Origin of the sequence: Nocardia sp. CA-135398, from assembly GCF_050955845.1 — a bacterium.
GTDB lineage: Bacteria > Actinomycetota > Actinomycetes > Mycobacteriales > Mycobacteriaceae > Nocardia.
Map to the genome: position 1 here is coordinate 1,427,468 of NZ_CP192084.1, position 12,397 is coordinate 1,439,864.

Annotated in this window: 13 protein-coding genes; 4 read left to right on the forward strand and 9 right to left on the reverse strand. The window is 66.1% G+C overall.

Annotated features, from left to right (window positions below; all coding sequences use genetic code 11):
- Positions 1–61 precede the first annotated feature (61 nt).
- Together ACQP1T_RS06355 and ACQP1T_RS06360 are read right to left on the reverse strand one after the other, a co-directional pair.
- Positions 62–496, reverse strand: coding sequence for a DUF6153 family protein (locus ACQP1T_RS06355; protein WP_433759000.1), 435 nt, complete (start codon positions 494–496; stop codon positions 62–64).
- 63 nt (positions 497–559) lie between these two features.
- On the reverse strand, positions 560–1,138 hold the full coding sequence (locus ACQP1T_RS06360) for an AMIN-like domain-containing (lipo)protein (protein WP_433759001.1): 579 nt from the start codon (positions 1,136–1,138) through the stop codon (positions 560–562).
- A gap of 128 nt (positions 1,139–1,266) precedes the next feature.
- Between ACQP1T_RS06360 and ACQP1T_RS06365 the strand changes: the two genes are divergently transcribed.
- Together ACQP1T_RS06365 and ACQP1T_RS06370 are read left to right on the forward strand one after the other, a co-directional pair.
- The gene (locus ACQP1T_RS06365; RefSeq protein ID WP_433759002.1) at positions 1,267–2,415 is read left to right on the forward strand and encodes a methyltransferase; all 1,149 of its coding nucleotides are present in this window, start codon (positions 1,267–1,269) and stop codon (positions 2,413–2,415) included.
- A gap of 161 nt (positions 2,416–2,576) precedes the next feature.
- Positions 2,577–3,422 (forward strand): Bax inhibitor-1/YccA family protein, encoded by an 846-nt coding sequence (locus ACQP1T_RS06370; RefSeq protein WP_433759004.1) that lies wholly within the window; start codon positions 2,577–2,579, stop codon positions 3,420–3,422.
- An 80-nt stretch (positions 3,423–3,502) separates the two neighbouring features.
- On the opposite strand, the gene ACQP1T_RS06375 is transcribed toward ACQP1T_RS06370, so the two are convergent.
- The 4 genes from ACQP1T_RS06375 to ACQP1T_RS06390 all read right to left on the reverse strand — a co-directional run bounded on the left by ACQP1T_RS06375 (position 3,503) and on the right by ACQP1T_RS06390 (position 6,862).
- The gene (locus tag ACQP1T_RS06375) at positions 3,503–3,850 is read right to left on the reverse strand and encodes a DoxX family protein (protein ID WP_433759005.1); all 348 of its coding nucleotides are present in this window, start codon (positions 3,848–3,850) and stop codon (positions 3,503–3,505) included.
- A gap of 177 nt (positions 3,851–4,027) precedes the next feature.
- A complete protein-coding gene (locus tag ACQP1T_RS06380; RefSeq protein WP_433759006.1) occupies positions 4,028–5,248 on the reverse strand; it encodes an acetyl-CoA C-acetyltransferase in 1,221 nt (406 codons plus the stop codon).
- 69 nt (positions 5,249–5,317) lie between these two features.
- A complete protein-coding gene (locus ACQP1T_RS06385; protein WP_433759007.1) occupies positions 5,318–6,172 on the reverse strand; it encodes an SGNH/GDSL hydrolase family protein in 855 nt (284 codons plus the stop codon).
- 216 nt (positions 6,173–6,388) lie between these two features.
- Positions 6,389–6,862, reverse strand: coding sequence for a hypothetical protein (locus ACQP1T_RS06390; protein ID WP_433759008.1), 474 nt, complete (start codon positions 6,860–6,862; stop codon positions 6,389–6,391).
- Positions 6,863–6,956: 94 nt separating this feature from the next.
- On the opposite strand from ACQP1T_RS06390, the gene ACQP1T_RS06395 reads away from it, so the two are divergent.
- Complete coding sequence (locus ACQP1T_RS06395; RefSeq protein ID WP_433759009.1) at positions 6,957–8,339, forward strand: cystathionine beta-synthase; 1,383 nt, start codon at positions 6,957–6,959, stop codon at positions 8,337–8,339.
- An 89-nt stretch (positions 8,340–8,428) separates the two neighbouring features.
- Here the strand turns inward: ACQP1T_RS06395 and ACQP1T_RS06400 are convergent, their stop codons facing one another.
- Together ACQP1T_RS06400 and ACQP1T_RS06405 are read right to left on the reverse strand one after the other, a co-directional pair.
- Complete coding sequence (locus ACQP1T_RS06400; protein ID WP_433759010.1) at positions 8,429–8,902, reverse strand: DUF4254 domain-containing protein; 474 nt, start codon at positions 8,900–8,902, stop codon at positions 8,429–8,431.
- Positions 8,903–9,225: 323 nt separating this feature from the next.
- Positions 9,226–10,401, reverse strand: coding sequence for an acyl-CoA dehydrogenase family protein (locus ACQP1T_RS06405; RefSeq protein WP_433759011.1), 1,176 nt, complete (start codon positions 10,399–10,401; stop codon positions 9,226–9,228).
- Between the two features lie 98 nt (positions 10,402–10,499).
- Between ACQP1T_RS06405 and ACQP1T_RS06410 the strand changes: the two genes are divergently transcribed.
- Positions 10,500–11,645, forward strand: coding sequence for a cystathionine gamma-synthase (locus ACQP1T_RS06410; protein WP_433759012.1), 1,146 nt, complete (start codon positions 10,500–10,502; stop codon positions 11,643–11,645).
- A 110-nt stretch (positions 11,646–11,755) separates the two neighbouring features.
- Here ACQP1T_RS06410 and greA read toward each other — a convergent pair whose 3' ends face one another.
- A complete protein-coding gene (gene greA / locus ACQP1T_RS06415) occupies positions 11,756–12,250 on the reverse strand; it encodes a transcription elongation factor GreA (protein ID WP_040695247.1) in 495 nt (164 codons plus the stop codon).
- Positions 12,251–12,397 lie beyond the last annotated feature (147 nt).

The window sequence follows — 12,397 nt, forward strand, 5'->3', positions numbered from 1 at the left end:
TTGTGAAGGACGGTTTTCGGGCAGGCGGCAGCCGCGTCCGGGGGCGGACGCGGTGGGTCTGTCAGATCCGCAGAATCGACAATTCGGCCAGGGACAGCACGGTCCACGGTGGTGCGCGTTCGCGCATCGGCCGCCACTGGCGCGGTTTCGACATACCGCCACCCGGTCGATCAAGGGTGATCCAGTAGAGCAGGACGAGCATCAGGGCAACCGCAACGGCGGTCAGGATGAAGACGCAGGCGTGCATGCCGCCATGTGCGGCGCCGCAACCGTCGTCGGTGCAATCCGATTCGGCGGTGGCGTTGTTTTCGGTGGCCATCGGCGTTGTCGGCATTGCCATCATGGTGTGGTCATCGGCCTTCGCGGCGTGCACAGCGTGCGTGGTGGTGACACTGAAAACCCCGGCGTGCATGGCCACGATCCCGGCGAGCAACACCACCACACCGAGCACCCGGACGAGTCCGGTGGCGCGCGCAGCTGGATAGTGTTGGACCACGTCGTCATTCTAGAGTGCCCCGGCGGCCGATCCTCGATACCCCCTCACCGTATCGGGCACCGGCTAAGTGTTCGCGATATCGATGACCAGCCGAGTGGGATTGGTCAGGGTACTGACCTCGAAGGCCGGGCGATCGGCATTCACCCCGACGAACGATTGGGTCGTGCCCTCGAAGACGCCACTCCGGTACACCCCCGCGACAACCGGCGCGCTGGGATCGGTGGCCGGATCGGGCCCCGAATACGGCGTCACACCACTGTCGAACGGATACGCCGACCCCGTGATCTGGACCTCCAGAATCGAGCGGCCCGCGACATCGACGACCTTGCCGCTGGCGTCCTGGATGGCGCGTCCGCTGTACTGCACGATCCAGCCGGGTGTGCCCGCGCCACCGAGCTCGTAGACCACCCGATCGAAGCCCGGGTGATGCCCGATCCGGATGTCGGTCACGGTCACGCCCGCGTCGCCGGACGGAGTCGCGCGCTTGGGGAGCGCATCCCGCGGCGCGGTATCGGGCGCATCGGTGAATGTGCCGGTCGTGCTCGGCGCGGCGGTCGTGGTGTTCGGGCTGGATCCGCCGTCGCCGCAGCCGACGAGCACCGTCGCCGCGGCGGCGACCAACAGCAGCATCCTGTTACGCATGTGGCTGATGGTATTGGCCGCACTCCGTGCCGTCGGGGATTTGCGATGACCCGGTGTTCGGCATCGGAGTGTCGCCGACATGCCGGGGTGGCCGCGATCCATCGGCAACGATCTAGCACACTTGAGGTGTGGGAGATGTCGAGGACGTACTTGGCCGGCTGCGGCGGTATCCGGATGTGGAGGCACTGAACCTCTACGCCGTCGATGCCGCCGACCGGCTGATTCTCGACGTCGCCGCCGAGGCCATCGATTCGGCCGGCAGCGGCCGGATCGCCGTGATCGGCGACGCCTATGGCGCGCTCACCCTCGGCGCGATCGTCGGGCATGATCTGCGCGATATCCGGGTGCATCAGGACCTGCTCACCGGCGAACTCGCATTGGCCAACAACGCCAGGGCGCTCGGTCTCGCGGATCGCTATGTCGCACACGCACTTTCCAAGGAGTTGCTCGCCGACGCGACGGTCGTGCTGCTGCGACTACCGCGCATGCTCGCCGGACTGACCGAGGTCGCCGACGCGATCGCCCGCTATGCGGATCCGGAGGTGGCCGTATTCGCGGGCGGGCGCGATAAATATCTGACCAAGTCCATGAACGATGTACTAGCCGAAACATTCTCGGAGGTTCGGGCGAGCCGGGGTCGGCAGAAGTCCCGTACGCTCTTGGTCAGCGGGCCGAAACCCGTTGCCGCGCCGCCATTTCCGGTGCGCGAACGAATCGACGATATCGATATCGATGTGGTCGCGCACGGCGCCGCGTTTTCCGGCGCCACATTGGATATCGGAACCCGATTCCTGTTGCAGCACTTCAAGTGGATGAAACCCGATGCCCGCGATGCCATCGACCTTGGTTGCGGCACCGGCATCCTGGCGGTCGCGCTGGCCAAGGCCCGACCCGGCATCCGGGTGGTCGGCACCGATCAGTCGGCCGCCGCGGTGGCATCGGCGCGGGCGACGGCACAGGTCAACGAGGTCGCCGATCGGGTGAGCGTGGTGCGCGATGACGCGATGTCCTCGGCCGCCGACAACAGCGCCGATCTGGTGCTGTGCAATCCGCCGTTCCATGTCGGTGCGGCCGTGCACACCGGTTCGGCGATAAAGATGTTCGCCGAGACCGGTCGGGTCCTCCGTCCCGGCGGTGAATTGTGGACGGTTTACAACTCACATCTGAACTATCGGGGCGTGGTCCAGCGGATGGTCGGGCAGACCGAGGTGATCGGCCGCAATCGGAAATTCACGGTCACGCGATCCGTGCGTGGGCTACGCGACGTCCAGCGGTAGTAGAGTCCGATTTGTCCGTACCGAAGGGTTGCTCGGGAACTCCACCGGGCCGATACACGTTGGACAACCTAGTTGGATATCGAGCGACCGGCTCGCAACGAGACGGCTCGGGACTGACGGCCACGGTGACGTGAGCCACGACTGGCAGAAAGGCATTCACGGTGCGCACCACTAGCAATCCTGTTTTCAGACAGCTCCCTCGGCAAGAGGGCAGTGGCTATGCCAGCTTCGGGTCAGGGGTGACGGGCGCGGGCCAGATGCCCCAGCAGTACGGCCAGTACCCGCAATACCCCCAGTATCAGCAGGCCCCGGCCACCCGGGCCATGACCATCGACGATGTGGTCACCAAGACCGCCATCACCCTCGGCGTGCTCGCGCTCTCGGCGATCGTCTCCTACGGCCTGACCAACGCGAACACCTCGCTGGCGCCGCTGTTCGTCATCGGCGGCGGTCTGGTCGGCTTCGTGCTGGTCATGATCGCGACCTTCGCGCGGAAGATGGACAACCCCGTCCTCGTACTCTCGTACGCGGTCTTCGAGGGGCTGTTCGTCGGCGCGCTGTCGTTCATGTTCACGAATATCGAATTCGGTGGCGTCGGCGGCAGTGCCATGATCGCGCAGGCGGTACTCGGCACCTTCGGCGTCTTCGCGGGCATGCTCGTGGTCTACAAGACCGGCGCGATCCGCGTCACCCCGCGCTTCACCCGAATGATCTTCGGCGCCATGATCGGCATTCTGGTGCTGATCGTCGGCAACCTGATCGCCAGCTTCTTCATCGACGGCGGCCTCGGCCTGCGCGACGGCGGCCCGCTCGCCATCGTCTTCAGCCTGGTCGTGATCGCGGTCGCCGCCTTCAGCTTCCTGCTCGACTTCGACGCCGCCGACCAACTCATCCGCGCCCAAGCGCCGGAGAAGGCCGCCTGGGGCGTCGCCCTCGGCCTGACCGTCACCCTGGTCTGGCTCTACATCGAAATCCTGCGCCTGCTGAGCTACTTCAACAACGACTAGTGATTCGGTGACCGAGAACGGCTCCCTTCCCGATCGGGGAGGGAGCCGTTCTTTGTGTGCGTCGAGCACCGCCATCGGGCTCAGGCGGCGATGCCGAGACCGGCGGCGACGATGACCGGGATCATGTACAGCATCGGGAATGGGATGTGGCCGTAGGCGCGAGCCCGGATATTGGTGATGACGGCACCGGTGAAGTAGAGCATGACGCCGATCGCGGCGGCGTATCCGATCACCGGAATCCACAGGCCGACAATGAGTCCGACCGCGCCCGCGGTCTTGGCCGCGCCGAGCCAGTTCCACCACGATTCGGGTACGCCGTATTCGACCAGCGGATCGACGACGAACTTCGCCCGCCGCAGCAGCGAGAAGCCCGAGAAGCCGACCCACGCGGCGGCGAGAACGGTGACGATGACGTAGGCGGTGTACATGGGATTCGGCTCCTTCGGAACAGCTTCAGCTAGTGATTCGCTGAGTAGACGGAGCACGGGTGGGGAGTGTGACATCGGCGAGCGGAGCCCAACCCGATGAAACATCGAACGGCTCCCTATCGCGCCGGATAGGAAGCCGTTCAACGGATTTCGTGCGTACCCCGAGGGGCGCGAGAACTAGCTCAGGCGCTCGATGACCATCGCCATGCCCTGGCCGCCGCCGACACACATGGTCTCCAGGCCGAACTGCTTGTCGTGAGTCTGGAGGTTGTTGATCAGGGTGGCGGTGATGCGGGCGCCGGTCATGCCGAACGGGTGGCCGAGGGCGATGGCGCCACCGGACACATTCAGCTTGTCGAGGTCCATGTTCAGCTCGCGGGCGGAGCCGAGGACCTGGACGGCGAATGCCTCGTTGATCTCGTACAGGTCGAGGTCGTGCATGCTCATCTTGGCGGTCTTCAGGGTCTTGCGGACCGCCTCGATCGGACCGAGACCCATGATCTCGGGGGACAGGCCCGAGACGCCGGTGGCGACGATGCGCGCCAGCGGGGTCAGGCCGAGCTCCTTGGCCTTGGTGTCGCTCATGACGACCAGCGCGGCAGCACCGTCGTTGAGCGGACAGGCGTTACCGGCGGTAATCGTGCCGTCCGGGCGGAACACCGGCTTGAGCTGCGAGATCTTCTCGTAGGTCGTGCCAGCGCGCGGGCCGTCGTCGGTGGTGACGATGGTGCCGTCGGGCAAGGTCACCGGAGTGATCTCCCGCTCGAAGAAACCGGCCTTGATGGCCTCCTCGGCGCGGTTCTGCGAGCGCACGCCCCAATGGTCCTGATCTTCCCGGCTGATGCCGGTGAACTGGGCGACGTTCTCGGCGGTCTGGCCCATCGCGATGTAGACGTCGGGCAGGATGCCCGCCGCACGCGGATCGGTCCACACGTCCGCGCCGCCTTCGGCGCGCTTGGCGGTGCGGGCCTCGGCATCGGCGAATTCCGGGTTGTGGGTGTCCGGCCAGCCGTCGGAGGTGCCCTTCGGGAACCGCGAGACGGTCTCGACACCGGCGGAGATGAACACATCGCCCTCACCGGCCTTGATGGCGTGGAAGGCCATCCGGGTGGTCTGCAGCGAGGAGGAGCAGTAGCGGTTGAGGGTGACGCCGGGCAGGGTGTCGTAGCCGAGTTGCACGGCCACACTGCGGGCCATATTGAAACCGCCCTCACCGGCGGGCTGGCCGCAGCCCAGGATCAGATCGTCGATCTGGGTGGGGTCGAGGCCGGGAACCTTGTCCAGGGCCGCGCGGACCATCTGGGCCGCGAGGTCATCCGGCCGCATGCTCACCAGCGAGCCCTTTCCGGCGCGGCCGATCGGCGAGCGAGCGTAGGAAACGATGACGGCCTCGGGCATGAGGACTCCTTTGTTGGACGGTCATGGCGCGCCGGGACGGTGTCCGAAACGCGGTCTTCGAACCGTTTGTTACTTGTGCGTTCGAATCGAATCTACGTCGCGTCCTGATGGGCGGGAACCCGGGGTCGCCTCCTCGAGTGCCGCGATCAGGACCGGGAGCAATAGCGCGGCCGCCAGTCCGTAGCCCGCTGCCGACGGGTGGAACCCGTCCTCGGAGAACAGTTGCTCGGGCGCGGCACGGAACTCCGAGGCGAGCCGGTCACCCATTGCCACCGGGATGCCACCGGCCATCGTGGTCGCGACCGATTGAGCCCGGGCCAGGCGGACGCTCCAGTTCCGCACCACGGTCCGCAGCGGCTGCGGAATTGCCACGACGGTGCCGAGATTCGGACAGGTGCCGACCACCACGATGCTGTCGGCGCGGCGCAGGCGGGCCACCGCGGCGGCGAGCCGGTGCGCGGAGGCGCGGATGGAGTGCTTCTTGGTGACGTCGTTGGCGCCGATGAGGATGACCGCGGCATCCGGCGGCGGTCCGGCGATGAACATGGCATCGACCTGTCCGGCCAGCCCCTTCGAGGTCGCACCGGATATGGCCTTGGTACTCAACCGGATTCGCTGTCCGGTGGCCTCGGCGAGGCCGCGGGCGATGCGCACGCCGGGAACTTCCTCGGGCGATACACAGCCGACACCGGCCGCGGTCGAATCGCCGAAGATCATCAGATGCACGTCGGCATGCAGACCGGTCCGCCACGGTTGCGGCGCCAGGCAGCCCGCGGTGTAGATGCCGTCGGCCTCGGGCGGTTTCGAGGTATCGCGCCCGATGACCCCGCGCGCGACACCGGCCTGTGCCATGAGCAGCCGATAGGTTGCCCACCATGCGGTCCCGGCGCCGGAACCGGCCAATAAGGTTGCGGCACCCGTCACTGCCGCGGTCTTCCATGCTGCCCCGCCTCCCCGCGCCTTTTGCCGGTCGTTGGGAGTCACGGCAGTTGGGTTCCGGGTCGGCGGTTGGGTGCGCCACAGCTTCTGGGCGTACCCGATGAGTTACCCATATGTCTACGAAATCAGTTGTTGCGGTTCCGGGCAACACGAGATGATGCCGCCTTGCGACATATGTATTGCCAGGCAGAGTGGCTCGGTTCAGGCGGATGGGTCGCCGGGAACGTCGAACCACGCGTGCGCGGGGACATTCGCGGTGTCGGTGGTGACGGTGACCTCGACCCGGCCCGGACCGGTGTCCTGGAACAGGGCGTACTGAATGCTGCCGTAGAGGCCGGTGACCACATTGTTTTCGTAGCGGCCCGTCGCGCCGGTGTTCAGATTGCGCCAGGCGACGGTGGTGTAGACCTCACACAGCGGGGCCAGCGGATAGTCACCGGGTCCGAGACCCACCGCCGGATCCGCGCGCACATTGAGTACGGCCCGGCCCGGCCACTGCGCGCTGGTATCGGCCCAGGTGCGAATGGTCGTCCAGCAGAGTCCGCCGTGCGCCAGCGTCGGCACTTGCGGGAATTGCGCGGTCGCGGCCTCGGCGGGCGCGGCCACGACGACTCCGGCGGCCACTGCCGCTCCGGCCAGAACTGTCGCGGCGCGAGCGATGTTCGGCTGCTTCATGTTTGCGATCCTAGGGAAGTGATCACCGTCATGCGCGTTTTGTCGCGCGAGACGCGCGCGCAGGTATACCGACCCCTTCTGCAACGATAGGGGCATGCGCATCGCTGATCACGTCGTTGACCTCATCGGCAATACGCCTCTGGTTCGATTGAACTCGGTGGTGGGCCCCAACGCAGGCATTGTCGCGGCCAAGATCGAATATCTGAATCCGGGCGGTAGCTCCAAGGACCGCATCGCCGTGAAGATGATCGAGGCGGCCGAGGCATCCGGAGCGCTGCGGCCCGGCGGCACCATTGTCGAGCCGACATCCGGTAATACCGGCGTCGGACTCGCGCTTGTCGCGCAACAGCGCGGCTACAAGTGCGTCTTCGTCTGCCCGGACAAAGTCAGCGAGGACAAGCGCAACGTGCTGCGCGCCTATGGCGCCGAAGTCGTGGTGTGCCCGACCGCGGTGCCCCCGGACCACCCGGACAGCTACTACAGCGTCTCCGACCGGCTGGTCCGCGAGATCGACGGCGCCTGGAAGCCGGATCAGTACTCCAACCCGGGCGGCCCGGACAGCCACTACGAGACCACCGGCCCGGAGATCTGGCGCGATACCGACGGCAAGGTCACCCACTTCGTGGCAGGCGTCGGTACCGGCGGCACCATCACCGGCGCAGGCCGGTATCTGAAGGAAGTCTCCGGCGGCAAGGTGCAGATCGTCGGCGCCGACCCGGAGGGTTCGGTGTACTCCGGCGGCACCGGTCGGCCGTACCTGGTCGAAGGCGTCGGTGAGGACTTCTGGCCCTCGGCCTACGACCCTGCCGTGCCCGACGAGATCATCGCCGTCTCCGATGCCGACTCCTTCGATATGACCCGCCGACTCGCGCGCGAGGAGGGCCTGCTGGTCGGCGGCTCCTGCGGTATGGCGGTGATCGCGGCCATCGAGGTCGCCCGCCGCGACCCGGATGCGCTCGTGGTTGTACTGCTACCCGACGGCGGCCGCGGCTACCTGTCCAAGATCTTCAACGACCAGTGGATGAGCTCCTACGGCTTCCTGCGTGATCGGATGGACGGCGCGGCGGAGCCCCTGGTCGGCGATGTGCTGCGCGGTAAGTCGGGTGCGCTGCCGGATCTGGTGCACACCCATCCGTCGGAGACGCTGCGCGATGCGATCGAGATCCTGCGTGAGTACGGGGTTTCGCAGATGCCGGTCGTCGGCGCCGAACCCCCGGTAATGGCGGGCGAGGTCGCGGGTAGTGTGACCGAGCGGGACCTGCTCTCGGCGGTCTTCGAAGGCCGTGCGCACCTGACCGATTCGGTCGCCAAGCATATGAGCCCGTCTTTCCCGCTGATCGGCTCGGGCGAACCCCTCTCAGCCGCCACCAAGGCCCTCTCGGACACCGACGCCCTGATGGTCGTCGAGGACGGCAAACCCGTAGGCGTCATCACCCGCCACGACCTCCTGGGCTTCCTCAGCACCGGCTCCATCTAAGGGCTGAATCAAGATCAGGTGGAATCTGTGGCGGCATCGGTCGAGAAGGCCCCGCCGCAGTGCCACCTGATCTTGATCGCACCCGGTGGTCAGGCGGTTCGGCGGGGGTGCGAGTTGTCTTGGGCGGCACCGGTTATGAGGTCGGTCCAGTGGTCGGCGAGTAGGGCCAGGCGGTACCAGGCCGCGTGCACGCGATTGTCGGAGACCTTTTCGGCGGTGTGCAGTAGGTGGCTGGCGTGGACGTAGGCGGCGGCCATTCGATCCATCGTCGCGCCGATGGATTCGGCGCGGATATGCGCGGTCGACTGCCGCTGCGGCACTCGCGTGATCACCCAGGTGTCGATGGCGGAGACGAGTTCGGCTCGGCGACAATCTATTCCGGCGGTGGTGAGCGGATCGCCATGCCGCTGCCTGTGCAACTCCGCCAGTACCCGCGCCAATGGAATGAGCGGATGTTCCGGACCGGGTTCCGGCGGATGTCCGCCGAACGCGGCTACCAATTCCCGTTGGTCCGGCAGAGTTCTCGCACCCTCGATGATCGGCGCGCGATTACGCACGAACATGATGGGCCCCCAGATCGAGCGACGGCATGTGCATGGTGCACCTCCGAATAAGCGGTCGGTACACTCGGATTCGCCGCGTTGATCCGGGACGCTGTGTGCCTCACATAGGGTGCGGCCTTCCCGAAACCGAGTGCGAATACAGCTTGCGCATTTGCTTTGGCGAATCGGTGACATGTAGGTGGCACCGTGATGACAGGCAGTAACAATGTTCTCCGCCCGATGTGAATGGCGTTGTGAAGTGTGCCGACCAGTACGGAATGCGTCGAATAAGTCAGTGACCCAGCATGATTCGGCGGATCAGGGTTCGAACGCCGCCGACGATGTCAGCGAAATGCGTTCGAGTCGGTCAGCGCCTTTCCGAGCACCAACTGGTGCACCTCCGCCGTGCCTTCGTATGTGAGAACCGACTCGAGATTGTTCGCATGCCGCAGCACCGGATAGTCCAGTGTGATGCCGTTCGCGCCGAGGATGGTCCGGCATTCGCGGGCGATGGCGATGGCCTCCCGGGTGCTGTTCAACTTGCCAGCGCTGATCTGCTCCGCCAGCACCTCGCCGCGATCCTTCAACCTGCTGACCTGCAGTGCGAGCAACTGGCCCTTGCCGTATTCGAGCGCCATATCGGCGAGCTTCGCCTGGGTCAGCTGGTAGGCGGCCAGTGGCTTGTCGAATACCTCCCTGGTCCGCGCGTATTCGATGGTCGCGGCCAGGCAGTCGCGTGCCGCGCCGAGCGCGCCGAAGATAATGCCGAACCGCGCCTCGCTCAGACAGGCGAGTGGGGAACTCAGTCCACGCGACTGCGGCAGCACCGCATCGGCGGGCAGCCGCACATCGTCGAAGTCCAGCTCCGCGGTCACCGACGCGCGCAACGACAACTTGTGATGCATCTCACGCGCGGTGAACCCTGGCGCACCCGCCGGGACCAGGAAGCCGCGCACCACCTGCTTGCCCTCGTCCTCGGTCTGCGCCCACACCACCGCGATATCGGCCACCGACCCGTTGGTGATCCACATTTTCGAGCCGTTGAGCACCCAGTCGGCGCCGTCGCGCTTGGCCCTGGTCCGCATGCCACCGGGATTCGAGCCGAAGTCCGGTTCGGTGAGTCCGAAGCAGCCGAGCGCGCGTCCGGCCGCCATATCCGGCAGCCACTGCTGCTTCTGTTCCTCGGAGCCGAACTTGTGGATCGCCGTCATGGCGAGCGAACCCTGCACCGAAACCATGCTGCGCACACCCGAATCGACGGCCTCGAGCTCCTGGCAGGCCAGACCGTAGGCGGTCGCCGACAGGCCGGCGCATCCGTAGCCCTCCAGGTGCATGCCGAGCAACCCGATATTGCCCAGTTCCGGTGCGAGTTCACGGGCCGGGAACGTCCCGGCCTCGAACCATTCCGCGATCTGCGGCCGCAACCGATGGTTCGCGAACGTGCGGACGGTATCGCGGATCTCGCGCTCGTCCTCGGTCAACAGGGCATCGATCGCGAACAGTTCATCAACGCTCAGCATGAGCTCAACCTACCGCTGTCGCCGCGACGCAAGCCTGGATCGGCACAACCGATGGTCCGGCCGTTAGCCCGCCGATCGCCCGGGTTTAGGCTGACCCCATGAGTGAGCTGGGATTCTCCACCAGAGCCGTGCACGCCGGATACGAACCCGAAGCGCGGACCGGTGCGGTGAACGTGCCCATCTACGCGAGTTCGACGTTCGCCCAGGACGGGGTGGGCGGGTTGCGCGAGGGCTACGAATACGGCCGCACCGGCAACCCGACCAGGACCGCACTCGAAGCGAACCTCGCCGCGCTCGAATCGGGCCGCTACGGACGCGCATTCGCGTCCGGCATGGCCGCCACCGACTGTGCGTTGCGGGCGACGCTGCGTCCCGGCGACCACATTGTCATTCCCGACGACGCCTACGGCGGCACCTTCCGGCTGATCGACAAGGTCTTCAGCCAGTGGGGCATCGAGCATTCGCCCGCGCACGTATTCAATGTCGACGAGATGCGCGCCGCGATCCGCCCGAACACCAAGCTGATCTGGATCGAAACCCCCACCAACCCGCTGCTGAGCATCGGCGATATTCCGGCGCTCGCCGAGGTCGCGCACGTCGCGGGCGCGAAACTGGTGGTGGACAACACCTTTGCCACGCCGTACCTGCAGCAGCCGCTGCTGCTCGGCGCCGATATCGTCACGCATTCGACCACCAAGTACCTCGGTGGACACTCCGATGTCGTGGGCGGCGCGTTGATCACCAACGATCCGGAACTCGACGCGGCATTCGCCTTCCTGCAGAACGGTGCGGGTGCGGTGCCCGGCCCGTTCGACGCCTATCTCACCCTGCGCGGCACAAAAACCCTTGCGGTGCGGATGGATCGGCACTGCGACAACGCCGAGACCATTGCCGAATTCCTGACCAGGCATCCGGCCATCTCGCAGGTCATCTACCCCGGCCTGGCCGAGCATCCGGGCCACGCCATCGCCGACAAGCAGATGAAACGCTTCGGCGGGATGATCTCGGTGCGGCTCAGCGGCGGTAAGGATGCGGCGCACGAGTTCTGCTCGCGCACCAAGATCTTCACCCTGGCCGAATCGCTCGGCGGCGTGGAATCGCTGATCGAACATCCGGCGGCCATGACGCACGCCTCCACCGCGGGCTCGCAGCTGGAGGTGCCGGACGATCTGGTGCGGCTCTCGGTCGGCATCGAGGACGTCAGCGATCTGCTGGCCGATGTCGAACAGGCACTGGCGAACTAGAACTGGATATGGAACCGAAGCGGCCGCATCCGGATCTTCCGGATGCGGCCGCTTGTTTCGGATCTGGCTTCGGGAGGCGGCCGCCGAGGCGGAACCGCTCCCGGACGGGATCAGCTGTGGTACGGCTCGGCGCTGACCAGCGTCACCTTCATGGTCTTGCCGTTGGGCAGGGTGTACTCGCGGGTGTCGCCGACCTTCGCATCGATCAGCGCGCCACCGAGCGGCGAATTCGGCGAGTAGGTCTCGAGCTTGGAATCGTTGAGGCCCTCTTCGCGGGTCGCGATGAGGAAGGTCTCGGTGTCGGATTCGTCACCGTCGTAGTAGACCTTGACGACCGAACCCGGCAGCGCGACGCCGGACTTGGTGGGCGCAACGCCGACCTTGGCGTTGTTCAGCAGCTCCTGCAGCTGCCGGATGCGCGCCTCCTGCTGACCCTGCTCTTCACGAGCGGCGTGATATCCGCCGTTTTCCTTGAGGTCGCCCTCTTCGCGGCGCTCGTTGATCTCGGCGGCGATGACCGGACGATTGGCGATGAGCGCGTCGAGTTCACCCTTGAGCCTGTCGTGCGACTCCGGGGTCAGCCAAGTCACTTGCGTCTCAGTCATCTCGATCACTCCCTAGTAGTTGTTCCCGGCCGAGGCCGGGTTCCCTGATCCGCTGCAGTGCCCACAGGGGGCGGGCACGCACCAGCCGACGGCTAGTGCCATCCTGGGGAAGTTCATCGAACCCCGACAGGCTTCAGGTCCGGCAAA